The following is a 23,362-nucleotide window of genomic DNA, read 5'->3' as shown; positions in this document are numbered from 1 at the left end:
CCTTGAATTCGATTGGGTATATACCCGTCATACTTCAAGCTGCATGTGCGTTGACTGCTTTCGTTCACCTGAATCACTTACCTGAGTAAGCTTATCGGGATTCACTCAGTTGCCGCCTTCTTGCAATTCGAATTATTTAGGGTATAGCAAATTGAGATATTAAATAATTATAAATAATAGGGTTATTGCGGCTTTATTCGGCAATTCGGCCCTCATCTACCTTTTTTTTCTCACTACAACGTACCGGTTAATTAATCATTACTGGTAACATTTTGATCTGCCTGGGAGCTTTATTATGCCTGTTGCGCTGCTGGCATTAGCACTAAGTGCTTTTGCTATTGGTACCACTGAATTTGTCATCATGGGGCTGCTGCCTCAGGTGGCGGGTGATCTGCACATTTCGATTCCAACGGCAGGTTGGTTAATCAGCGGGTATGCATTGGGAGTGGCTATCGGCGCGCCTATCATGGCTGTTCTGACCGCCAAATTGCCACGTAAAAAGACACTATTGTTATTAATGGTGATTTTCATCATTGGTAACCTGATGTGCGCACTGGCATACAGTTATGATTTCCTGATGTTAGCCAGGGTTATTACCGCATTGAGTCATGGGGCCTTTTTTGGTATTGGCGCCGTGGTTGCTTCTAATTTGGTGGCCCCTAATAGACGGGCATCCGCAGTGGCTCTGATGTTCACCGGCCTGACACTTGCCAATGTGCTGGGGGTTCCTTTGGGAACTGCTTTGGGGCAAGCTTTCGGCTGGCGCTCAACATTCTGGGTTGTTTCGGTCATCGGTTTATTATCATTGGCAGCACTCTACCGCAAGTTACCTTCTTCTCAGGAGGAAGCCCCAACCGAGTTACGTAAGGAGATCGCCGCGCTGCGCGGAGGGGGGATCTGGTTATCATTGCTGATGACGGTCTTTTTTGCCGCGGCTATGTTTGCCCTGTTTACTTATATCGCCCCAATTCTGACTGAAGTGACTCAGGTTTCTGAGCATGGCATCAGTTGGACCTTGTTGTTGATGGGCGTGGGCCTGACATTGGGCAATATTGTGGGTGGGCGGTTGGCGGATTGGCGTTTATCCGTGAGCCTGACGACGACTTTCCTACTCATCGCGATATTTTCCGCTCTATTCAGTTGGACAAGTTACTCATTACTGGCCGCGGAAGTGACACTCTTCTTGTGGTCTGCTGCGGCATTTTCAGCCGTGCCTGCCTTGCAAATTAATGTGGTCGCTTACGGTAAAAAAGCCCCTAATCTGGTATCAACACTTAATATTGCGGCCTTTAACGTTGGCAATGCTTTAGGTGCGTGGGTCGGAGGTGTGGTGATTGCCACTGGATTGGGATTGACCGTCGTCCCGCTAGCCGCCGCTGCACTGGCTGTTGTTGGTTTGCTGTTGTGTCTGTTTACGTTTTCCCGGACGCGCGCCGGTAAGGCTACTGCGCTTTAATTAAGAGATGAGTTGTGTTGGGCAATCACCGCCGCCAGACGTTGTTGGAAGGTGATTGCCTGCTGTTTTAAATGCTCAATGAAGGTATCGACCAGGCTGGATGATGGGCGATGTATCGGTTGTATCAAGCTGATAGTAAAAGGAATATCAACACTGAATGGCCGTATGCAAACACCTTCATTGACTCCGGCGCCAATATAATCCAGAGCGGTTAATGGATTAACAATAGAGACCCCCACGCCTTCTCGCACCATGGCACAAACTGAAGCTGCGCTATGAGTTTCCAAAACTAATCTTCTATTAATACCTTGTTCGGTAAAGAGATTATCTAATAACTGGCGATAACTGTCGGTGACTGACAGGCTGATAAAGTTCTCGCCCTGAAAATCTTGCGGAGTCAGTACGGCTTTTTCCTGCAAGGGGTGGCCGCAGGGTAATACGCAAACTTCATTTACGGTCATCAGCGCATGGCGCACCGTGCCCGCAGGGGTTTGTGTATTCTCTGTCAAGCCGAGGTCGTGCCGCTGGGCCGAAAGCCATTCTTCTAATAAAGGTGATTCTTGCGGGATAACGCTCAGGCTAACTTCCGGATAGCGGTCAATAAAAGGTTTACACACCGCTGGAAGCAATGACTGAGAAAATACTGGCAGGCAGGCAATAGAAAGCTGCGCATGTTGGAATTGGCGTATCCCTTCGGCAGCCTGTTTAATACGATCAAGCCCATAATAGGAGCGCTGAACCTCTTCAAATAAGCGCAAGCCTTGCACGGTGGGGTACAGCCGCCCGCGCACACGATCAAACAGTTTTAATTGGACTAATTGCTCAAAACGAGCCAATTCGCGGCTGACGGTAGGTTGTGACGTTTGGAGTAATAATGCGGCTTCAGTCAGATTACCGGTGGTCATAACACCATGAAAAATTTCTATTTGTCGTAGGGAAATTGCGGGCATCACAGCTCTCCTGCGGTGGCGACTGTTTAATCTAACCCATATCATAAATGAATAGACTAAGGGTAAATAGATATTTTCTTCACACCCACGATATTGCTAATAATAGCCCATCAGCGAAATCATTATTTTCGCCCCCTATATTGACTCCCATTATTAGGACATACCTATGCCGCGCGCACTTAATGACACCTCTTCGGCACTGACGGCCCAAAATCTGATTGCCTTGCCAGAACGTTTTGGTTGCCCGGTCTGGGCCTATGATGGCGAAATTATCACTCAAAAAATCAATCAATTACGGCATTTTGATGTGATTCGATTTGCCCAGAAAGCCTGCTCAAATATTCATATTTTGCGATTGATGCATGAGCAAGGCGTGAAAGTTGATTCGGTATCTCTGGGCGAAATTGAGCGCGCTTTGCAGGCTGGTTTTCAGCCGGGGCAGGAACCTGCTGAGATTGTCTTTACCGCCGATTTGCTGGATCAGGCTACCTTACTGCGCGTGACTGAATTAAGCATTCCGGTTAATGCAGGTTCCATTGATATGCTTGATCAACTGGGGCAGCATGCGTCCGGTCACCCGGTTTGGTTGCGGGTTAATCCAGGTTTCGGCCACGGACACAGTCAGAAAACCAATACTGGCGGTGAAAACAGCAAACACGGTATTTGGCATGAGGACTTGCCGCAAGCCATTGCGAAAATTCAGCAATATGGATTAAAACTGGTAGGTATACATATGCATATTGGTTCTGGTGTTGATTATCAGCATTTGGAACAAGTGTGTGATGCCATGGTGCAACAGGTGATTGCGCTGGGGCAGGATATCAGTGCTATTTCTGCCGGTGGTGGTTTATCAATCCCCTATCAATTTGGCGATGATGAGATTGATACCGAGCATTATTACGGCTTATGGAACAGCGCACGCGAGCGGATTGCCGCGCATTTAGGCCATCCAGTCAGTCTTGAGATTGAACCCGGCCGCTTCCTGGTTGCTGAAGCAGGAGTGTTAATCGCGCAGGTTCGGGCGGTGAAAAATATGGGACGTCGGCATTATGTATTGGTGGATGCGGGCTTCAATGATTTGATGCGACCCGCCATGTATGGCAGTTACCACCATATTTCAGTGTTGCCAGCTAACGGGCGCTCACTTGCTAACGAACCGCTGATTGATACTGTGGTTGCTGGCCCGCTGTGCGAGTCAGGAGATGTATTTACTCAGGAAGCGGGGGGCGGGTTAGAGACTCGTAAATTGCCCGCCGCTAACATTGGCGATTATCTGGTATTCCATGATACTGGTGCCTATGGTGCTTCAATGTCTTCAAACTACAATAGTCGGCCATTATTGCCAGAAGTCTTGTTTGAACAGGGGCAGCCGCGTTTAATCCGCCGCCGCCAAACCATTGAAGAACTTATCGCATTAGAGTTGATTTAATAATGACCACCAGACGCCTCAGTCATCTGCGGGTGTTTGTGGGTTAGTCATGGTTTGTGGATTAGTCATAGTTTGTGGATTAGTAATAGTTTGTAGATTAGTCATAGCTTGTGGGCTGGCGACCGAATGGCGACGCACCAGTGTTGGGCTGAACATATTGGTGGTTTCAGGCAGTGGCGTATTATTGGCTAGCGCCAGTGCTAATTCTGCGGCCTGTGTCGCCATTGCCACCACAGGATAGCGAATGGTGGTCAGCCGCGGGCGCAGATAACGGGAGATCAACACATCGTCAAAACCGATCAGTGAGATCTCTTGTGGCACTTCGATACTGTTATCGCTGAGTACGGACAATGCTCCCGCTGCCATTGAGTCGTTATAACAAGTGACCGCAGTGAAGTTTCGGCCTCGGCCAAGTAAGTCAGTCATGGCTTGTTCACCGCCGATTTCATCCGGCGTACCGTAGGAAATTAAACGGTCATCAACCGCAATACCAAACTCTTCCAGAGCATCCAGATAACCTTGCAGACGATCGGTGGCATCAGAAATTTGATGATTGGAGCAAATAATCGCTATTCGTTTATGCCCATGCTGAATCAGATGGCGGGTTGCCAGCCAGGCACCATAACGGTCATCCAACGCCACACAACGGGTTTCAAAACCGGGGAGGGTGCGGTTAATCAACACCATGCCAGGGATTTGCTGCATTAATGACGTCAATTCTTCATCAGATAATTTTTTGGCATGAACCACCAGCGCAGCGCAGCGATGACGAATCAATTGTTCGATAGCTTGACGCTCTTTCTCTGCATCATGGTAACCGTTTCCAATCAATAGAAAATTACCGGTGGCATAAGCCACTTGCTCTACCGCTTTGACCATAGAGCCAAAGAAGGGGTCTGATACATCAGAAACAATCATCCCGACGGTTTCTGTGGATTGCTGTGCTAGCGCCCGCGCATTGGCATTCGGGTGATATTGCAACTGCTCCATAGCGCTGCATACTGCCTTTCTTGATGTTTCACTGGCCTTGGGCGAATTATTGATAACGCGAGATACCGTAGCGACGGAAACGCCCGCCAACTTGGCAACATCCTTAATAGTGGCCATTTTTCTTCCAGATATTTTCAGGGTAATCGCTTACATCACTCAGTTTTGCGGAAAATGAAGCTGTCCGCAAGGGGGGATGATCGCAACTTGGTGAGAAAAAACCAAAGAAAAAGAAATTAGGAACATGGCGCGATATTGGCGACAAACGAAGTCACCCTGTCAGATGTCTACCAACAAAATAGCCCGCGGCAGCTTAGTCCAAAACGATTATGTTTAGTCAAAATTATGCTTTGGGCTTACCGCCATGTGAATGTTACTTTTATGATCTATTCAATTGCCTGAGATAGCCATGTCCATCACCCGTTACCCCCAGCTTGCCCACTGGGGCGCTTATACCGCAGTTGTCGAAGATGGCAAACTGATCCGCTGTGAACCCTTTGCTGATGATCCCAATCCTTCACCATTATTGGATTCCATTACCCCGATGGTGTATTCCGACAAACGTATCCGCAAACCCGCAGTGCGCCGCTCGTGGCTACAGCAACGTGAAAAAAGTGATCGCACTTTGCGTGGGCGGGAAGACTTTATTGAGGTGGACTGGGATGTCGCGCTGGATTTAGTCGCAGAAGAGAATCGCCGTGTGAGAGAGCAGTATGGCCCATCAGGGCTGTTTACCGGTTCCTATGGTTGGTCTTCTGCTGGGCGTTTACATCACGCCCGCTCATTAGTCAGGCGTTTCTATTTCAGTGGCGGCGGTGGTGTTGATCAACTGGGTAACTACAGTTGGGGATCGGCACAGTTTTTCTTACCTTATGTCATCGGGACTTTTAGCCCACTGACGGGTAGGGTGACCTCTTGGCCCAGTGTAGTGGAGCACTGCGAACTGTTCATCGCTTTCGGTGGATTGGCGCTGAAAAATGCTCAGGTATCCTCTGGCGGTTCGGCGGAACATTCATTAAAACCCTGGCTGGAGAAATTGGCACAAAAGGGCACGCCGGTGATCAACATTAGCCCGATGCGCGATGATTGCCCGGACTTTGTGAATGCAGAATGGATCCCCATTCGTCCTAACACCGATGTGGCACTGATGCTGGCACTGGCGTATGAAATTCAGCGCCTTGAGGGGGAGGATAAGGCTTTCCTGGCTTCTCATTGTGTGGGCTATGAGCAATTAGCTGATTACATTCGTGGAGTGAATGATGGCATAGCGAAAACCCCAGACTGGGCCAGCGACATTACCGGTATTCCGGCGGCAAGAATTAGTCGGTTGGCACTGCAACTTATTGGTGTGCGCAGCTTTATGACTTGCTCCTATTCCGTCCAGCGCGCGCATCGCGGCGAACAACCTTATTGGATGGTCATTGCGTTATCGGCCATGTTAGGGCAAGTGGGTTTACCCGGCGGCGGTTTCTCGTTTGGTCACGGCTCAATGAATGGCGTGGGTAATCCCAGAATTGATACCCCGGGGCCAAGTATGCCGGTAGGGAAAAATCCAGCGGGGCTGGCGATTCCGGTGGCACGGATTTGTGACATGTTGCTGCAACCGGGGCAGCCTTATGAGTTTCAGGGGGAAACCCATAACTATCCGGACATTCATTTGGTGCACTGGGCGGGCGGCAATCCTTTCCACCATCATCAGCAATTGAATCGGCTGGTGGAGGGCTGGCAAAAGCCGGATACCGTGATTGTGCAGGATATCTGGTGGACACCCGCAGCGAAAATGGCAGATATCGTGTTGCCGGTCACCAGTTCGCTGGAGCGCAATGATATTGGTGGATCGTCTCGGGATCGCTATGTATTGGCAATGCATCAGGCCATTGCCCCGCAACATCAGGCTCGGAACGATTTTGATATTTTCGCTGACTTAGCTGAGCGGCTAGGTTATCGCGACACCTTTACTGAAGGGCGCGATGAAATGGCGTGGATCAAACATATTTATCAGGAGTGCGGTGTTGCACAACAGCCCCATGAAGTGGAATGGCCTGATTTTGAGACTTTCTGGCAACGGGGACATGTGGATTTACCGGCTCCGCAGAAAGAGTTTGTTTTCTTCGATGCTTTCCGTGCCGATCCGCAGGTTAATCCTCTTCAGACGCCGAGCGGTAAAATTGAATTATTCAGTGAAAAAATAGCCAGTTACCAATATGAGGATTTTGCCCCACATGCCCAATGGAAGCCACCTATTGAATGGCTGGGTGCGCCGCAGGCTGAGCAATGGCCGCTGCATTTGATCTCTATCCAGCCGAGTGATCGCCTGCATAGCCAGCTTGATCCTGCTCCCTTGGCACAGGGGAATAAAACCGCCGGGCGCGAAACCCTCTATATGCACCCACAGGATGCCGCCCGTCGTGAAATTACGGAAGGTAGCCAAGTTAAAGTGAGTAATTTACGCGGAAGTTGTCTGGCGGGGGTACGTATTACTGACGGTGTGACGCGTGGGGTGGTGCTGATGGCAACGGGGGCCTGGTTTGATCCCGGTTTTGGTGGCAAGCAGCATAACGTCGAGCAATCCGGTAATCCTAATGTCCTGACATTAGATATTGGTACTTCGCGTTTGACCCAAGGCCCGAATGCGATGAGTTGTCTGGTCGAGGTGGCACGGTATTAATACAGTTGAGGTTAATGACAAAGTGCCCGTAACGGTGAAAACAGGCAGATCGTAAAGACGCCGTAAAATCGTCCCTGATGGCTCGAGCCGCGCCGTCCATGGCGCGGACGCTTTACTCTTCTGCCAGTCTTCACCTTGCAAGATTGGGTTGTCGAGGTTTGTCAGCAGTCTGCACGGTATTAATACAGTTGTACTTATTCAGCGGTATTGATGCATCGGATGTACCGCAATGAATTACAAACCTTTTCGCCTTTTTGACAATGTTCACTCCTGGTTACACTTTGCACGTAAATGTTGCGATTGCTTGCTGGCTGAGGTTTCACTTAAGCGGATAGAGTAGTGATCCCAGAGGTATTAATTGGTGAGTAATCAACATACGCTGTGTGTTAAAGCCAGTTTTTTATTTGCACCGACCTACGCAGATGCGTAGGTTTTTTTTATTTGTTCTCTCGGCCGCTCCCTCTTCGCGCTATTCTCTCTAATTCTATAGTATTCTCTCCTTTGTATATTCATCGACTTATAGAGAAACAGACATGGCTTATCGTTTGCTGCGCGCTCTTTTCCGTGGGTTATTTCGCGTCACCATTGATGGTATTACTGACCAGTTTTCGCATCAAAAACTGATTATTACGCCAAATCACGTTTCTTTCCTTGATGGGGCTTTGTTAGCGCTGTTTCTCCCGATAAAACCGGTGTTTGCGGTCTATTCCAACATTACTGAAAGCTGGTATATGCGTTGGTTGAAACCCTATGTGGACTTTGTCGCGCTTGACCCGACCAAGCCAATGGCAATTAAACACTTGGTTAGAATGGTCGAACAGGGCAGGCCGGTGGTGATATTTCCCGAAGGGCGCATCACGGTGACCGGCTCATTAATGAAGATCTATGATGGTGCAGCATTTGTTGCTGCGAAATCAGGCGCGGCGGTGGTTCCCATCCGTCTGGAAGGCCCTGAATTTACCCGCTTTGGGCGACTGGGGGATGTGCTAAAAGTCCGTTGGTTCCCGAAAATCAGTATTCATGTACTGCCCGCGACCACTTTACCTATGCCACAAGCGCCGCGTGCCCGTGACCGCCGGGTGCTGGCGGGTGAGCGCTTACACGCCATTATGATGGCGGCGCGGATGGCTATCGTGCCACGTGAAACACTTTTTGAAGCGTTGCTATCCGCACAAACGCGTTATGGGCGTTTTAAACCGTGCATCGAAGACATTTCCTTTAAAGAAGATAGTTATCAAACGTTGCTAAAGAAAATCTTAGGTGTCAGCCGTATCCTGCAACGTTTTACTGCGCAGGGAGAGCATGTGGGGATGCTATTACCCAATGCGACTATCACGGCAGCGGCGATTTTCGGTGCGACTCTCCGTGGCCGTATCCCGGCGCTTCTTAACTACACCTCCGGTGCCAAAGGCCTGAAAAGTGCCATCACTGCTGCGTCCCTGAAGACTATTATCACCTCGCGCCAGTTCCTGGAAAAAGGCAAGTTGACACATTTACCTGAACAGGTCGCAGAGGCCAATTGGGTCTATCTGGAAGATTTAAAAGATACGGTTACACTGGCTGATAAGTTATGGATTTTATTCCATTTATGCTGCCCGCGTCGGGCGATGGTGCCACAACAAGCCGATGATAGTGCCTTGATTTTGTTTACCTCCGGTTCAGAAGGCAACCCTAAAGGCGTGGTACATTCACATGCCAGCTTATTGGCAAACGTTGAGCAGATCCGCACCATTGCAGACTTTACGCCGCGTGATCGTTTTATGTCGTCATTGCCACTGTTTCATGCCTTTGGTCTGACTGTCGGTTTATTCACACCGTTAATGACCGGCAGCCGTGTATTCCTTTATCCAAGCCCACTGCATTATCGAGTGGTACCTGAACTGGTGTATGACCGTAACTGTACCGTGTTATTTGGTACGTCCACTTTCTTGGGAAATTATGCCCGCTTTGCCCATCCATACGATTTTGCCCGCTTGCGTTATGTGGTGGCTGGCGCTGAAAAGCTGGCTGATAGCACCAAGCAGATTTGGCAGGACAAGTTTGGTATTCGTATTTTGGAAGGTTATGGCGTGACGGAATGCGCGCCAGTCGTGGCAATTAACGTGCCGATGGCGGCAAAAGTGAATACTGTGGGCCGCATTTTGCCGGGCATGGAATCTCGCGTGATCCCTGTGCCGGGAATCGAACAGGGCGGGCGCTTACAATTGCGCGGCCCGAATATTATGCGCGGCTACCTGCGAGTAGAGAAACCAGGCGTGCTGGAGCAACCCTCCGCTGAAAATACTCAGGGTGAGCAGGAGGCTGGCTGGTATGACACCGGTGATATTGTGGCTATCGATGAACAAGGATTCTGCACCATTTGTGGTCGGATGAAGCGCTTTGCTAAATTAGCCGGAGAAATGGTATCACTGGAAAGTGTCGAGCAGCTTGTACTGCGAATTTCACCAGAAGGGCAACATGCGGCAGCCACGAAAACAGACAGCGCCAAAGGGGAAGCCTTGGTGCTGTTTACCACCGACAGTGAGATAACCCGCGAGAAATTAGTTAAAGCAGCGCGGGAAAGCGGTGTGCCTGAACTGGCTGTACCGCGCGACATCCGGGTGGTGAAAGCCTTGCCTCTGTTGGGGAGCGGCAAACCTGACTTTGTGACATTAAGTAAAATGGCGGAAGATCCGGAGATGAGCGCATGAGTCAGCAAGCATTAGCAGATAAGCCGTTGTTATCCAGAGGGATGATAGCGGTTCTATGTGCGCAGTTTTTCTCGGCTTTTGGTGATAACGCACTGCTTTTTGCCACTTTGGCATTAATTAAGCAGCAGTTATATCCCGACTGGAGTCAGCCTATTTTACAAATGGCATTCGTCGCGACCTATATCGTTTTGGCTCCGTTTGTCGGGCAATTTGCCGATAGCTTTGCCAAAGGGCGGGTGATGATGGTGGCGAACGGCTTGAAGCTGGCCGGTGCGCTGGTTATCTGTTTTGGTTTTAATCCGTTTCTGGGGTATAGCCTGGTGGGCGTGGGGGCTGCGGCTTATTCACCCGCTAAATATGGCATTTTGGGTGAAATCACCTCTGGCGAACAGTTGGTTAAAGCCAACGGTATGATGGAAGCTTCAACCATCGCCGCTATTTTACTCGGTTCGGTCGCGGGGGGCGTGTTGGCAGACTGGCACTTGGGCGCGGCATTGGGTGTATGCGCACTGGTGTATGCCATTGCGGTGGTCGCTAATATGTTTATCCCAAAGCTAGCTGCTGCTCGTTCAGGCAGCTCATGGCGACCTCGGGCCATGACCGGCAGCTTCTTTACCGCTTGCCTGGTTTTATGGCGCGATGGTGAAACTCGCTTCTCACTGGCGGGAACCAGTCTATTTTGGGGCGCGGGGGTTACTCTGCGTTTCCTGTTAGTGCTCTGGGTGCCCATCGCGCTAGGGATTACGGATAATGCCACTCCCACACTGCTAAATGCGATGGTGGCAATTGGTATTGTTGTGGGGGCGGGAGCTGCGGCCCGTTTCGTCACATTGAAAACCGTGAAACGTTGCTTACCAGCGGGGGTACTAATTGGTGTGGCGGTGGCGATTTTTGCTCTGCAACACAGTATGCCGATGGCCTATCTGCTGCTGATTATCATCGGGATTTTGGGCGGATTCTTTGTGGTTCCGCTTAATGCTTTATTGCAGGAGCGCGGTAAGAATAGCGTGGGTGCCGGTAATGCCATTGCGGTGCAAAATCTCGGTGAAAACACCGCGATGTTGCTGATGCTGGGCTTATTCTCAGTGGTGGTGAAACTTGGCGTGCCGGTGATAGCGGTGGGGGTTGGCTTCGGCGTGATATTCGCCCTGGCAATAGCGCTACTTTGGGGCTGGCAGTGGCGGCAACAGCGGCAGAAAACGGCTGAATAATTCGATAATTAACACCAAAGCCGCATCGAGATGTTTGCAGACGGCTGACAAAATCAACTGAAGGGGAATCGTGCCGTTGGGGGCGTAGTAGCGTGAGCCACCGAAGTGCCCGCAGCGGTGAAAACAGGTAGATCGTAAAGACGCCGTAAACCCTTCCCTGGGGGCTCGAGCCGCGCCCTATATGGACGCTCCCAATAAACCAAGTGTTTTTTCTTGAAAATAGCGCTCAGGTATTGCAGCCATATATCCGGTTTCTTTATGGGCGCGATTGCGCCCGAACCATGATGAAATCCGCCAAGTGAGTTCCTATCATCCTTACGGGCCAAATGCCCCGGCGGCTCACGGAGTTTCTCACTTGCGGTCTTACCTGTTTTGCCATCTCAATAATTACACTTGCAATTACCTGAAACGTATTCACTTTTTTTCTTGAGCCTTGTCCGTGTTTGAGATTATCTCAAACCGCGGATAAGGTTCGATATTCCGTATGATGAACCAGCATCGACCACAAAATACGTGCCGTTTTATTGGCCTGTGCCACAACGGCTACGTTATAGGCCTTTTTACTCAACAGCCTGTAAAGCCACGGCATATTGTCTTTGTGTCTCTCAATAACAGCTGCAACTGCCCGCGCACCATGGACCAGAAGATAACGGAAATAGCGGTCACCTCTTTTGCTGATTCGGCCCAATCTCTGCTTACCACCACTGGAGAACTCTCTCGGCACCAATCCCAACCAGGCAGCAAACTGTTTCGCTGAATGAAATTGTTGCCCATTCCCCACTGACGCCACAAGGTAGGTCGCCGTCATCAATCCCACACCAGGGACTTTCATGACCCGCTGGCAGGCGGGTTGTGTTTTTGCCCAACTGCTAAGTTCTTGTTCGATCAACGTGATTTGATCTTCCACACCCTGAAGGTGTTCAAGTTGACGTGCGACACTACAACGGACAAAAGGTGATAACTCGTTATCATATTCTTCCAGTATTTCAGGGACTTTCTTATACAGCTGACTTAATGTGCGAGGCATGATAATGCCAAATTCAGCCAAAATGGCCCGCATACTATTAGCACAAGCAGTGCGTTCGCGGATAAGGATATTTCGCTCGGTATGCAGCACCAGAATAGCTTGTTGCTCTGCCGTTTTAATCTGAACAAAACGCATATTAGGCCGTGCAACAGCTTCACAAATGGCTTCTGCATCAGCGGCATCTGTCTTATTCGTTTTGACATAAGGTTTCACATACTGAGGGGGAATGAGTTTAACCTCATGCCCATACTGCCGTAAAACACGCGCAAAATGATGACTGGAAGCACAGGCCTCCATGCCAATCAAGCAAGGTTCAAGTTGCATGAGAAAAGGAAGGAATTTATCGCGGGTGAGTTTCTTCTTAAGAACAGTTTGACCGTTGCAGCCGACACCATGAAGCTGGAAAACATTTTTTGCCAAGTCGATACCAAGAGTAGATACTTTCATGTGGACGCTCCTTCTTCTGAGTTTTAACACTCACATTTAGGCACTCTGATGCCGTAAAAGTTGGAGCGTCCATTTCATTATCCTTGGCGCGGACGCTTTACTCTTCTACCTGTCTTCACCTTACAATATCGAGTCGTCGAGGTTTGTCAGCAGTCTGAGGCCGCCTAAGCGGCCTTTTGGCGATTGAATCGAACAGAAATTATGGTGCAGGGAAGGTAAAGCGGGTATGAATCTCTTCCAATGCATTCAATACTTCCTGACTCAACACCACATCCTGGCTATCAATATTGCTTTTCAGTTGTTCCAATGTGGTTGCACCCAGCAATGTGCTGGCAACAAAAGGTTGCTGACGTACAAAAGCCAGTGCCATCTGTGCGGGATCCAGCCCATGACGTTTTGCCAACGCCACATATTCAGCTGTGGCTAATTGAGCTTGTGGCCCGGTATAACGGGTGAATCGGCTAAATAAGGTATTGCGCGCCCCGGCAGGTTGTGCACCATTGAGGTATTTACCGCTCAGAGTGCCAAACGCCAGGCTAGAGTAAGCCAGCAGTTCCACTCCTTCGTGTTGACTTATCTCGGCCAAACCTACTTCAAAACTGCGGTTAAGCAAACTGTAGGGATTTTGAATCGACACAATACGCGGCAAATCATGCTTTTCTGCCAGTTGCAGATAACGCATCACCCCCCAAGGTGTTTCATTCGAAACCCCGATATAGCGGATTTTACCGGCGCGCACCTGCTCGTTTAGCGCTTCCAGTGTCTCAAGCAAGGTGACCACAGCGGTTTGTTCACTGTAACGATAATTCAGTTTACCAAAACAGTTGGTTTCTCGCTGTGGCCAATGTAACTGATAAATATCGAGATAATCGGTATTGAGACGTCGGAGGCTATCTTCCAGTGCAACACGGATGTTTTTTCGATCCAGTGCCATATTCGGGCGAATAGGTTTATCGTTTCCGCGTGACGGCCCGGAGACTTTGCTGGCTAAAATAATTTTGTCTCGACTACCGCGGGCTTTTATCCAGCTACCAATGTATTGCTCGGTTAACCCTTGGGTTTCAGGTTTTGGGGGAACCGGATACATTTCTGCGGTATCAATTAAGTTAATACCGGCTGCAACGGCATAATCCAGTTGAGCATGGGCATCGGCTTCACTGTTTTGTTCACCAAAAGTCATGGTGCCCAGACCCAGCAGGCTTACTTCTAATGAACTGTGGGGGATACGATGATATTGCATTGCCGACCTTCCTTTGTGTCTGAAGTTATCAGGCTAAGTCAAACCCGCCTTATCCGACTATAACTAAGCACTGCGGCAGGGGGAAGAGTACAAAGAAAAAGTGCAGAAAATAGTGGGAAAGGGGCGCGACGAATCGCACCCACGATATTTTTATTTTACTGGCTTATTTTTCTTTCCGCGCATGAGGTTGAGGGTTTCAACACCCATTGAGAAGAACATGGCGAAGTAGATGTAGCCTTTCGGAATATGAATCTGGAAACTTTCCAACATCAGGGTAAACCCGACCAAAATCAGGAAAGATAATGCCAGCATTTTGACGGAGGGATGGCGGTTAACAAACTCACCAATCGGCCGGGCAGCAAACATCATTACGCCCACGGCAATGACGACTGCGGCCATCATAATAAACAGATGATCTGACAGCCCTACCGCAGTTATCACCGAGTCCAGGCTAAAAATGATATCCAACAGCATGATTTGCACGATAGCCGCAAAGAAAGAACTGACATTACTGCTGTGCTCGGTATCACTGCCCTCAATGGTTTCATGAATTTCTTTGCTAGCCTTCCAAATCAGGAACAAGCCACCCAACAGCAAAATGAGATCCCGCATCGAGATGCCATGACCAGCCAGCGTAAATAGCGGCTCAGTCAGGCGGATAACCCAGGCGATAGAAGCCAGTAATGCCAAACGCATAAGCATCGCACCGGCCAACCCAAGGCGACGGGCTTTGTTTTGCTGCGCTTTAGGTAATTTAGCGACCACTAAAGAAAGGAAAATAATATTGTCTATGCCGAGAACGATCTCGAGGATAGTCAGTGTGCCTAGCGCCAACCAGGCATTTGGATCGGCAATCCATTCAAACATTGTGCCTTACACCTTAAGGAAATTACGGAGTTTGCGGAAACACAAAGATACAATTATACGCGTTTATTGGTTCAGCGGAATAATAGGATTCATCTGTTAAAGCAAAAAGTGTCGGGCCAGCATCGGGCCGGTAAAGGTTTTTTTCAGATAAAAACCGCGAGGTAAGGTCATGATGGGCTGCCCGTGTTCGCCGATGGCTTCAGTTAATGCACGGCTGTTGGCGGCTTTCGGGCGCAACTGTAAGACTTCGCCATGGCGAGCCGTAATAGTTTCAACTTTCCCCAAAACGATAAGATCCATTAACTCTTCCCAATCGCGGCGCAGTAATTCTTCCTCTTCCTCATTCGGGCTCCACAATAAAGGAGCACCGACCCGGCGCTGTGCTAACGGAATTTGGCGTTCACCTTCGACGGGCACCCACAACACGCGGGCCAATTTATGCCGTACATGGCTACTTTCCCAAGTGATGCCGCTATTACCGGTCAAGGGGGCAACACAGACGAAAGTGGTCTCCAGCGGTTTGCCTTGGGCGCTGATAGGAATGGTTTTCAGCTCGATACCAATATCGGCAAAATCCTGTTCAGGTTTACTGCCCGCGCTGGCCCCCAGATAGAATTCCAGCAACATACCCACCCAGCCCTTTATCCGTTTTAAATCCGCTGGAATGTTCCAGCCCGCTTTGCTTGCCAATTCGCCGAGAGTAAAACCTGAGAGTGCTTCAGCACGTTGAAAAAGTTGATGTTCATCAGTAGGCGGTGCCGGGGGCAATGAATAAACAGACATAGAGTGGAAACCTGCTAAAGTCGGTTAAAAAGTGAGCTGAAATAAAAGTGACCGTAGATGTATTGTTATCCCGTCCAGCAGAAACAAATAATAGCATGATTTAACGGAAGTTTTCTTTCCTTCCGCCCGGTAAATACTTTTACTCTGACTATCTTGTGCACCTGCTGACAGGAATAATGAACAGGATCTTACACCTATTTATCCACAGATTTATTGGATAACCCCAATAAATTACGATCACTGGTTCAATTTACAGCCTTGACGGCAGGTTTTTTTGCGCGTTTTGCTGTTTTTTGCATAACTTTGCCTCATTATCTGTGGATAAAAACTACATTGATGGATCTTTAGCCAGCCTCGGATCCAAAACGGATGTAGATCACATTTTAGTGACGTAAATACCTGTGGGAAACCTGTTATTTTGTTGAAATTAATCACTTATTTTTTTAGATATTTTTGGCGTATAATTACGTTAAAATGAGTTGTACCTGCTTTTCCCTAGAGTTCTGCACACCTATATCCACAGAAAAAGTGAATAAAATAGGGGAGGCAGTCCTCAGGGTGTTTATAACTTTGCCAATATCTGTGAGTTATCCCAGAGTTATCAGGTTTCGTTGGTGGATAAGCAGTGGTTTACCGCCTGTTGCTAGTGTGAAACAATCAGAGCATCTTTGAGTTTTAAGCTTATCGAGGTAGTCCGGTGATCGATGATGATGGCTACCGCCCGAACGTGGGTATTGTAATTTGTAATCGGCAGGGAGAAGTGTTGTGGGCCAGGCGTTACGGTCAGCACTCCTGGCAGTTTCCTCAAGGGGGGGTAAACCCCGGTGAAACACCAGAGCAGGCAATGTATCGTGAACTTTTTGAAGAAGTAGGACTTAACAAAAAGGATGTCCGAATTCTGGCTTCAACCCGTAACTGGTTACGCTACAAATTACCAAAACGTTTGGTGCGTTGGGATACAAAGCCGGTATGCATCGGCCAAAAACAGCGATGGTTTCTACTACAGTTAATGTGTAATGAAGCCGATATCAACATGCAACGCAGCAGTACTCCGGAGTTTGATGGCTGGCGATGGGTCAGTTATTGGTATCCGGTGCGGCAGGTGGTGTCCTTTAAACGGGATGTTTATCGTCGCGTGATGAAAGAATTTGCTCCAACCGTAATGCCTGTGCAGGAGGCAGCTCCGCCACGGGTACCGCCAGCTTATCGCCGTAAAAGAGGTTAAGTTAAGCCGATCATGCTCACGCGTTTGCGAGAAATAGTTGAGAAAGTGGCGATGGCAACTAGCCTAACGGATGCGTTAGAGCTGTTGGTCAATGAAACCTGTCTGGCGATGGACACGGAAGTTTGCTCGATTTATCTGGCAGATAATGACCGCCGTTGTTACTACCTAATGGCAACACGGGGTTTGAAAAAGCCCCGTGGTCGCACCATTACGCTAGCCTTTGACGAAGGAATTGTCGGGTTGGTAGGGCGCCTGGCCGAGCCTATTAACTTGGCTGATGCACAGAGTCACCCCAGTTTTAAATATGTTCCCCAAGTTAAAGAGGATCGCTTCCGGGCGTTTCTCGGGGTGCCTATTATTTATCGTCGCCAATTGCTGGGCGTGCTGGTGGTTCAGCAACGTGAACATCGTCAGTTTGATGAGAGCGAAGAGTCGTTCATGGTCACGCTGGCAACACAACTGGCGGGCATTCTTTCTCAATCTCAACTTAATGCCATTTTTGGCCAATACCGACAAACGCGGATCCGCGCACTCGCTGCGGCACCCGGGGTCGCGGTTGCAGAGGGTTGGCAGGATACTTCGCAGCCTTCCCTCGATTTGGTCTACGAGGCCTCAACACTCGATACTGCTCAAGAGCGTGAACGCCTAACACAAGCGCTGGAGGAAGCCGCAGCCGAATTCCGTCGCTTTAGTAAGCGCTTCGCCGCCAGCTCACAAAAAGAGAGTGCGGCGATTTTCGATCTCTATTCTCACTTGCTTAATGATGCTCGCCTAAAGCGCGAACTTTTCGCTCAAATTGATGCCGGATCGGTGGCGGAATGGGCGGTTAAGCAAGTCGTCGAACAATTTGCCGCGCAGTTTGCCAGCTTGCAAGATACTTATATGCGCGAGCGCGCCAGTGATCTGCGGGCATTGGGTCAGCGCTTGCTGTTTCATCTCGACGACAGCACTTCTGGTGCCAGCCAGTGGCCTGAGCGTTTTATTCTGGTTGCCGATGAGTTAACCGCCACATTATTGGCTGAAGTACCACAAGATCGCCTCGCCGGTGTGGTGGTGCGGGATGGTGCAGCTAACTCCCATGCCGCCATTCTGGTGCGCGCTATGGGGATCCCGACGGTAATGGGCGCAGATATTCAACCTGCGTTGCTGAACCAGCGGTTACTGATTGTTGATGGTTATCGCGGCGAAGTGCTGGTTGATCCTGAGCCGGTGCTGGTCAAAGAGTATCAACGGCTGGTCACGGAAGAGATTGAGCTTAGTAAGCTGGCTGAAGATGATGTTGAGCAACCTGCCGCACTGAAAAGTGGTGAGCGGATCCAGGTGATGCTCAATGCGGGCCTTAGCCCGGAACATGAACAACTGCTGGGCGGGCGAGTGGATGGCGTGGGCCTCTATCGCACCGAGATTCCCTTTATGCTGCAAAGTGGCTTCCCATCAGAGGAAGAGCAGGTGGCACAGTATCAAGGCATGTTACAGCTTTACCCGAACAAACCGGTCACACTCAGAACACTGGATATCGGTGCGGATAAACAGCTTCCTTATATGCCGATCAGTGAAGAGAACCCCTGCCTGGGTTGGCGCGGTATCCGTGTTACGCTCGATCAGCCAGAGATCTTTTTGATCCAAGTCAGAGCGATGCTTAGGGCTAATGCCGGAACCGGTAATCTGGGTATTTTATTGCCGATGATCACCAGTTTGGAAGAAGTCGATGAGGCAAAACGCCTGATTGATCGTGCTGGCCGTGAAGTTCAGGAAGTTTTGGGCTACGAATTGCCACAGCCCAAATTGGGTGTGATGGTTGAAGTGCCGGCCATGATATTTATGCTGCCGTATCTAAAATTACGAGTCGATTTTATCTCGGTTGGTACCAACGATCTGACGCAATATTTACTGGCGGTAGACCGTAATAACACACGAGTTGCTTCACTGTATGACAGTTTGCATCCGGCGATGTTACAAGTGCTGAGCCACATTTTAGCTCAAGCGACACAGTCTGGCCTGCAAGTGAGTTTATGTGGTGAAATGGCGGGCGACCCGATGGGGGCTTTGCTGCTGGTTGGGCTGGGGTACCGCAACCTCAGTATGAATGGCCGCAGTGTGGCGCGCATTAAATATCTGCTGCGCAATATCGACTTAGTGGACGCACAAGCCTTGGCGGAGCGGGTATTAAACGCCCAAATGACCACGGATGTACGCCATCTGACAGCGGCATTTATGGAGCGTAGAGGGTTAGGCGGTTTGATTCGCGGTGGAAAGTAATGTTACAGAACTTTACCTACTGTAGCTCCCCTGAGTGCCCCCAGGCTATGCTATTATGCGCAACCTGAAGCCCTAACCGGGCAAGAACATTAATTCTCTCAAAATATGAGACATTTCGTGGTGATAGATGAGCAATAGCTATCTGGCGTTTCCTAAATTCGATCCGGTCATTTTCTCAATTGGCCCGGTTTCCCTGCATTGGTATGGCCTGATGTACTTGGTGGGCTTCGTCTTCGCTATGTGGTTGGCGGTTCGTCGGGCCAATAAGCCGGGCAGCGGCTGGACCAAAGAAGAAGTTGAAAATCTCCTTTACGCCGGCTTCCTCGGGGTATTTGTCGGGGGGCGTGTTGGTTATGTTCTGTTCTATAACCTGCCGCTGTTCCTCGATAATCCACTCTACCTGTTTAAGGTGTGGGATGGCGGCATGTCATTCCACGGCGGTTTGATTGGTGTTATCTGTGTGATGTTGTGGTTCGCTCGCCGTACCAAGCGCCATTTCTTCCAGGTTGCTGATTTTATTGCTCCACTGATTCCATTTGGCTTAGGTGCTGGCCGCTTGGGTAACTTTATTAACGGTGAGCTGTGGGGCCGGGTCACAACGGATACTCCATGGGCGATGCTGTTCCCGACTTCTCGGGGCGAAGATATTGCGATTGTTGCCGCAGACCCTGCTAAATGGCAGGCAATCTTCAATCAATACGGTGTATTGCCACGTCACCCTTCGCAATTATATGAAATGATTCTGGAAGGGGTGGTGCTGTTTATCATCTTGAACCTGTTTATCCGCAAGCCGCGCCCTATGGGCAGTGTTTCAGGCCTGTTCCTGATTGGTTATGGTGCGTTCCGAATTATTGTGGAATGTTTCCGCCAGCCTGATGCCCAGCTTGGCTTGTTCGACGGCGGGATCAGCATGGGGCAGATCCTCTCTGTACCTATGATTCTGGCCGGTATCATTATGATGATTTGGGCGTATCGCCGTCCTGCGCAACAACTTTCGTGAGGTAACATGAAACAGTATCTGGATTTGATGAAAAAAGTGCTGGAAGAAGGCACTACTAAAGATGACCGCACCGGTACTGGGACGCTGTCGATTTTTGGGCATCAGATGCGTTTCAATTTACAAGATGGTTTCCCGCTGGTAACCACCAAGCGCTGCCATTTGCGTTCCATCATTCATGAGTTGTTATGGTTCCTCAATGGCGATACCAATATTGGTTATCTGAAGGAAAATAACGTCTCAATCTGGGATGAGTGGGCCGATGAAAACGGTGATCTTGGCCCGGTTTATGGTAAGCAATGGCGCGCTTGGGGCGCTGCTGATGGCCGCCAGATTGACCAACTGAGTAAGGTAGTGCAACAGCTTAAGCAAGACCCAAACTCCCGTCGTATCATCGTTTCTGCATGGAATGTGGGTGAGTTGGATCAAATGGCTTTGGCACCGTGCCATGCTTTCTTCCAGTTTTATGTGGCTGATGGCAAGCTATCTTGTCAGCTATATCAACGCTCTTGCGATGTGTTCCTCGGCTTACCATTTAACATTGCCAGCTATGCATTACTGGTACATATGATGGCGCAGCAATGTGATTTGGCAGTGGGTGATTTTGTTTGGACGGGGGGCGATACGCACTTATACAGCAACCATATTGAGCAAACTCACCTGCAATTAAGCCGTGAACCGCGGGCGCTGCCAAAACTGATTATCAAACGTAAACCTGCTTCATTGTTTGACTATCGTTTCGAAGATTTTGAAATTGAAGGGTATGACCCTCACCCTGGCATCAAAGCCCCGATTGCTATCTGATGTTTTACCGGAGCCGTTTGGCTCCGGTATATACCCACTAATCATTAGCCTGCAACACCCCCTCTAATAGCCATTCCTTTCATTTTATCTACTACGTCTATTGGCAAAAAACTGCGAAGCGCGCCGCACCTTTATTGGTATTTCTGTCGCTATAAATAAAATTTTGCGTACCACTTCCAGCCTTAATTAACGGCTACTGGATCTCAATTTTTCACGACGTAAACTCACGCCATGAAAACCAATCTACGACTCAATAAACTGCGTTTGATCAGCGGAAATATTATTAAAAAACAAAAAGGTATTAGCCTTATTGAACTGCTATTAGTCATTGCCTTGGCCGGTATCATGACAGTATGGGGTGCGCAGAGTTGGCACCATTACCGACAGCGGGAGAGGCTCGCGGACAGTGCTCGCCAGTTACTTGCCTTTCTAACACATTTACAGGCCAAGGCTAATCGCAGCAATAGCACAACATTATTGTGGATACGGCAAGACGGGCAGGGGTGTTTAGGCAGTGGTAATAAGCCAACAATAGCCTGTTCTTTATTAGAGGGGGGAATATTTACTCCACCTTATCCTGATGTTTCTATTACGATTTCTTTAAATAAAGAAATTGGTTTTTATGGCATCAGAAATACGGCGCAGGCAGGAAATATTATGCTCAGTAACCCGGCGGGGCATATCCGGTTAATTATCTCCAGCCGTGGGCGAATCCGACTATGTAGTGAGGGGCAATCAATAGCAGGGATTCATTTATGCCAGAAATAACAAAGAAGCTGGATGTCTGCGTACCAAGTCATTTTTCGCATAAATACAGGGCCGGTTTTACCTTGCCAGAAATGATGCTGGCATTGGGTGTTGGTAGTATGATTATTATGGCCGCCACACAAGTTTTCCCCCAATTACACAAGCAAATATCAATATTGCAGCAACATTATCATCTGGAGTTAGCTCTCAGTCAGGTTATGGCGGTATTGGAAAAGGATCTTCGGCGGGCGGGATTTTGTCACGGCGAGTGTCAGGGAGAGGCAATTATAACAGCTAGTTACCCAAGTGAAGCCTCAAACTCTTGCCTGATTGTTGCTTATGACCTCAACCGCAATGGTCGCTGGGAAGGGGCAAAACATCAGGAGTCCGAATACTTTGGTTATCGCCTACGTAAAAAAACATTAGAAAGCCAACGCGGAAAATTGAACTGTTCTGGCGGTGGTTGGGAAAAGCTGCTTGATCCGAAAGACATCACTATTACGCATTTTTCTGTTAGCCGATTGCCACAGCAAACCTCAGATCAGGTTTATCGCGTGCAATTGGCGGGACAAAAAAGAGGTAATCCGACAATACACCGTCAACTGACTTATACCATTCGTGGGGATAATTTATGAGACTGGAGCAACAGCGGGGGACGAGTACTTTGGCTGCCATCGCTACTCTTTTTGCGCTTGGCTTATTTTTGCTGTCAGCCTTACATCGACAATTGGATAATATTCATAAAATTACCGCGGAGGAACAGCGCCACTTGCGTGCCTTTAATCAGGCGACATCATCATTGAATTGGGGCGTAACCCAGAATTGGTCATTCAGCTTGCAGTGGCAGAGGGGAGCAGTATGGCATTGTCATGAGCAGCCACAATATGGCTTAAAAGCCTGTATTAGACCGTCATCGCTGGCTGGCTTTTTTATTCTTAGGGGAGAAAGCCAATCTTTCGGAACTCAGCCGCCTTTGATGCTTTACCAACGAACTAAACTGAATGCAGAACAAGGAAATGAAGGACAGTATCGATTGGTGAAAGCTGCTCATGGTTGGCTGGATTTTTGCCCGGACAAGGATGCTAAATTTTGCCTTTAATAAGATATTGTGTCTGGCGACGGTATGCTAAAAATCAAATCCAACAGGGGTTTAGCCTGCCAGAGGCCTTAATTGCAGCACTTTTTTTCTCGGTCTCGCTGCTGGGATTACTGCAATACCATCAGGCACTTTTGCAGGGTTTTTCTTCTTTATGGCAACAACGTCAGGCGTGGTCTTTGCTTAATCAGCATATTGACAGTGGTGGTGACAAGCCTGCTAAGGCACTTACCTCCGGAATCAAACCTCACTGGCAATACCATCAGTTTATAAAGCGAATTGATGGGGAGTGCACGGAGTTTACATTTACCCTGAGAATACAACCGAAGCAGCAGGCAGAATTAAGTCGCTGGTTTTGTCATACGAGTGAAGGGAGTTAGTGGTATGGCTATAAATAGGATAATGACGATAACCTATTGCGCTCATTCATTATCAAGTTAGAGTATTAAACCTCAGGATTTATCCACAAGTGATAATTA

General features: G+C 49.0%; 19 protein-coding genes. 13 read left to right on the top strand and 6 right to left on the bottom strand.

Features of this window, described 5'->3' with window-relative positions; all coding sequences use genetic code 11:
- The first annotated feature begins 295 nt into the window (after positions 1 to 295).
- Positions 296 to 1,456, top strand: coding sequence for an MFS transporter (locus tag FGL26_RS11385; RefSeq protein ID WP_005173372.1), 1,161 nt, complete (start codon positions 296 to 298; stop codon positions 1,454 to 1,456).
- Here the strand turns inward: FGL26_RS11385 and FGL26_RS11380 are convergent.
- Positions 1,453 to 2,406 carry a LysR family transcriptional regulator gene (locus tag FGL26_RS11380; protein ID WP_005173367.1) on the bottom strand — a complete coding sequence of 318 codons (954 nt, stop codon included), beginning with the start codon at positions 2,404 to 2,406 and terminating at the stop codon, positions 1,453 to 1,455. The two genes, FGL26_RS11385 and FGL26_RS11380, sit on opposite strands and share 4 nt — an antisense overlap.
- Before the next feature lie 166 nt (positions 2,407 to 2,572).
- On the opposite strand from FGL26_RS11380, the gene lysA reads away from it, so the two are divergent.
- Positions 2,573 to 3,835: a diaminopimelate decarboxylase gene (lysA, locus tag FGL26_RS11375; RefSeq protein ID WP_032912820.1), complete on the top strand. Its 1,263-nt coding sequence runs from the start codon at positions 2,573 to 2,575 to the stop codon at positions 3,833 to 3,835.
- Between the two features lie 18 nt (positions 3,836 to 3,853).
- Here lysA and galR read toward each other — a convergent pair whose 3' ends face one another.
- The gene (gene galR, locus FGL26_RS11370; RefSeq protein ID WP_005173354.1) at positions 3,854 to 4,942 is read right to left on the bottom strand and encodes an HTH-type transcriptional regulator GalR; all 1,089 of its coding nucleotides are present in this window, start codon (positions 4,940 to 4,942) and stop codon (positions 3,854 to 3,856) included.
- A gap of 289 nt (positions 4,943 to 5,231) precedes the next feature.
- On the opposite strand from galR, the gene FGL26_RS11365 reads away from it, so the two are divergent.
- From FGL26_RS11365 to lplT, 3 genes are all read left to right on the top strand, one after another.
- Complete coding sequence (locus FGL26_RS11365; protein WP_005173351.1) at positions 5,232 to 7,490, top strand: molybdopterin guanine dinucleotide-containing S/N-oxide reductase; 2,259 nt, start codon at positions 5,232 to 5,234, stop codon at positions 7,488 to 7,490.
- A gap of 533 nt (positions 7,491 to 8,023) precedes the next feature.
- A complete protein-coding gene (gene aas / locus FGL26_RS11355; protein ID WP_032912819.1) occupies positions 8,024 to 10,180 on the top strand; it encodes a bifunctional acyl-ACP--phospholipid O-acyltransferase/long-chain-fatty-acid--ACP ligase in 2,157 nt (718 codons plus the stop codon).
- Positions 10,177 to 11,391 (top strand): lysophospholipid transporter LplT, encoded by a 1,215-nt coding sequence (lplT, locus tag FGL26_RS11350; protein ID WP_005173330.1) that lies wholly within the window; start codon positions 10,177 to 10,179, stop codon positions 11,389 to 11,391. Before aas ends, lplT begins: the two co-directional genes overlap by 4 nt.
- Before the next feature lie 454 nt (positions 11,392 to 11,845).
- Here the strand turns inward: lplT and FGL26_RS11345 are convergent, their stop codons facing one another.
- The 4 genes from FGL26_RS11345 to mutH form a co-directional block, all read right to left on the bottom strand.
- Complete coding sequence (locus FGL26_RS11345; RefSeq protein WP_080287090.1) at positions 11,846 to 12,865, bottom strand: IS110-like element ISYen1 family transposase; 1,020 nt, start codon at positions 12,863 to 12,865, stop codon at positions 11,846 to 11,848.
- Positions 12,866 to 13,064: 199 nt separating this feature from the next.
- Complete coding sequence (locus FGL26_RS11340; protein ID WP_005173327.1) at positions 13,065 to 14,105, bottom strand: NADP(H)-dependent aldo-keto reductase; 1,041 nt, start codon at positions 14,103 to 14,105, stop codon at positions 13,065 to 13,067.
- A gap of 150 nt (positions 14,106 to 14,255) precedes the next feature.
- Complete coding sequence (locus tag FGL26_RS11335) at positions 14,256 to 14,972, bottom strand: TerC family protein (protein WP_005173317.1); 717 nt, start codon at positions 14,970 to 14,972, stop codon at positions 14,256 to 14,258.
- Positions 14,973 to 15,068: 96 nt separating this feature from the next.
- Positions 15,069 to 15,755, bottom strand: coding sequence for a DNA mismatch repair endonuclease MutH (gene mutH / locus FGL26_RS11330; RefSeq protein ID WP_005165371.1), 687 nt, complete (start codon positions 15,753 to 15,755; stop codon positions 15,069 to 15,071).
- Between the two features lie 697 nt (positions 15,756 to 16,452).
- Between mutH and rppH the strand changes: the two genes are divergently transcribed.
- The 8 genes from rppH (at position 16,453) to FGL26_RS11285 (ending at position 23,263) form a co-directional block, all read left to right on the top strand.
- On the top strand, positions 16,453 to 16,980 hold the full coding sequence (rppH, locus tag FGL26_RS11320) for an RNA pyrophosphohydrolase (RefSeq protein ID WP_138060238.1): 528 nt from the start codon (positions 16,453 to 16,455) through the stop codon (positions 16,978 to 16,980).
- 12 nt (positions 16,981 to 16,992) lie between these two features.
- The gene (ptsP, locus tag FGL26_RS11315; protein WP_005173314.1) at positions 16,993 to 19,239 is read left to right on the top strand and encodes a phosphoenolpyruvate--protein phosphotransferase; all 2,247 of its coding nucleotides are present in this window, start codon (positions 16,993 to 16,995) and stop codon (positions 19,237 to 19,239) included.
- A 127-nt stretch (positions 19,240 to 19,366) separates the two neighbouring features.
- Positions 19,367 to 20,239, top strand: coding sequence for a prolipoprotein diacylglyceryl transferase (lgt, locus tag FGL26_RS11310; protein ID WP_005173313.1), 873 nt, complete (start codon positions 19,367 to 19,369; stop codon positions 20,237 to 20,239).
- Between the two features lie 6 nt (positions 20,240 to 20,245).
- Positions 20,246 to 21,040 carry a thymidylate synthase gene (gene thyA / locus FGL26_RS11305; RefSeq protein ID WP_005165383.1) on the top strand — a complete coding sequence of 265 codons (795 nt, stop codon included), beginning with the start codon at positions 20,246 to 20,248 and terminating at the stop codon, positions 21,038 to 21,040.
- 231 nt (positions 21,041 to 21,271) lie between these two features.
- On the top strand, positions 21,272 to 21,808 hold the full coding sequence (locus tag FGL26_RS11300; protein WP_005173310.1) for a prepilin peptidase-dependent protein: 537 nt from the start codon (positions 21,272 to 21,274) through the stop codon (positions 21,806 to 21,808).
- Complete coding sequence (locus FGL26_RS11295) at positions 21,796 to 22,422, top strand: prepilin peptidase-dependent protein (RefSeq protein WP_005173306.1); 627 nt, start codon at positions 21,796 to 21,798, stop codon at positions 22,420 to 22,422. The genes FGL26_RS11300 and FGL26_RS11295 overlap by 13 nt, the downstream gene beginning before the upstream one ends.
- The gene (locus FGL26_RS11290) at positions 22,419 to 22,886 is read left to right on the top strand and encodes a YgdB family protein (protein WP_005173304.1); all 468 of its coding nucleotides are present in this window, start codon (positions 22,419 to 22,421) and stop codon (positions 22,884 to 22,886) included. Before FGL26_RS11295 ends, FGL26_RS11290 begins: the two co-directional genes overlap by 4 nt.
- The gene (locus tag FGL26_RS11285) at positions 22,877 to 23,263 is read left to right on the top strand and encodes a prepilin-type N-terminal cleavage/methylation domain-containing protein (RefSeq protein ID WP_005173300.1); all 387 of its coding nucleotides are present in this window, start codon (positions 22,877 to 22,879) and stop codon (positions 23,261 to 23,263) included. Before FGL26_RS11290 ends, FGL26_RS11285 begins: the two co-directional genes overlap by 10 nt.
- Positions 23,264 to 23,362: the final 99 nt, after the last annotated feature.

This window comes from Yersinia enterocolitica subsp. enterocolitica (assembly GCF_901472495.1).
In the GTDB taxonomy this organism is placed as follows: Bacteria; Pseudomonadota; Gammaproteobacteria; order Enterobacterales; family Enterobacteriaceae; genus Yersinia; species Yersinia enterocolitica.
This window is presented reverse-complemented; position numbering and strand designations above follow the sequence as displayed.

What these genes read in the sequence shown, in the direction of transcription:
- FGL26_RS11385 (WP_005173372.1), top strand. Translation starts at nt 296, where the DNA reads ATGCCTGTTGCGCTGCTGGCATTAGCACTAAGTGCTTTTGCTATTGGT.
- FGL26_RS11380 (WP_005173367.1), bottom strand. Translation starts at nt 2,406, where the DNA reads ATGCCCGCAATTTCCCTACGACAAATAGAAATTTTTCATGGTGTTATG.
- lysA (WP_032912820.1), top strand. Translation starts at nt 2,573, where the DNA reads ATGCCGCGCGCACTTAATGACACCTCTTCGGCACTGACGGCCCAAAAT.
- galR (WP_005173354.1), bottom strand. Translation starts at nt 4,942, where the DNA reads ATGGCCACTATTAAGGATGTTGCCAAGTTGGCGGGCGTTTCCGTCGCT.
- FGL26_RS11365 (WP_005173351.1), top strand. Translation starts at nt 5,232, where the DNA reads ATGTCCATCACCCGTTACCCCCAGCTTGCCCACTGGGGCGCTTATACC.
- aas (WP_032912819.1), top strand. Translation starts at nt 8,024, where the DNA reads ATGGCTTATCGTTTGCTGCGCGCTCTTTTCCGTGGGTTATTTCGCGTC.
- lplT (WP_005173330.1), top strand. Translation starts at nt 10,177, where the DNA reads ATGAGTCAGCAAGCATTAGCAGATAAGCCGTTGTTATCCAGAGGGATG.
- FGL26_RS11345 (WP_080287090.1), bottom strand. Translation starts at nt 12,865, where the DNA reads ATGAAAGTATCTACTCTTGGTATCGACTTGGCAAAAAATGTTTTCCAG.
- FGL26_RS11340 (WP_005173327.1), bottom strand. Translation starts at nt 14,105, where the DNA reads ATGCAATATCATCGTATCCCCCACAGTTCATTAGAAGTAAGCCTGCTG.
- FGL26_RS11335 (WP_005173317.1), bottom strand. Translation starts at nt 14,972, where the DNA reads ATGTTTGAATGGATTGCCGATCCAAATGCCTGGTTGGCGCTAGGCACA.
- mutH (WP_005165371.1), bottom strand. Translation starts at nt 15,755, where the DNA reads ATGTCTGTTTATTCATTGCCCCCGGCACCGCCTACTGATGAACATCAA.
- ptsP (WP_005173314.1), top strand. Translation starts at nt 16,993, where the DNA reads ATGCTCACGCGTTTGCGAGAAATAGTTGAGAAAGTGGCGATGGCAACT.
- lgt (WP_005173313.1), top strand. Translation starts at nt 19,367, where the DNA reads ATGAGCAATAGCTATCTGGCGTTTCCTAAATTCGATCCGGTCATTTTC.
- thyA (WP_005165383.1), top strand. Translation starts at nt 20,246, where the DNA reads ATGAAACAGTATCTGGATTTGATGAAAAAAGTGCTGGAAGAAGGCACT.
- FGL26_RS11300 (WP_005173310.1), top strand. Translation starts at nt 21,272, where the DNA reads ATGAAAACCAATCTACGACTCAATAAACTGCGTTTGATCAGCGGAAAT.
- FGL26_RS11295 (WP_005173306.1), top strand. Translation starts at nt 21,796, where the DNA reads ATGCCAGAAATAACAAAGAAGCTGGATGTCTGCGTACCAAGTCATTTT.
- FGL26_RS11290 (WP_005173304.1), top strand. Translation starts at nt 22,419, where the DNA reads ATGAGACTGGAGCAACAGCGGGGGACGAGTACTTTGGCTGCCATCGCT.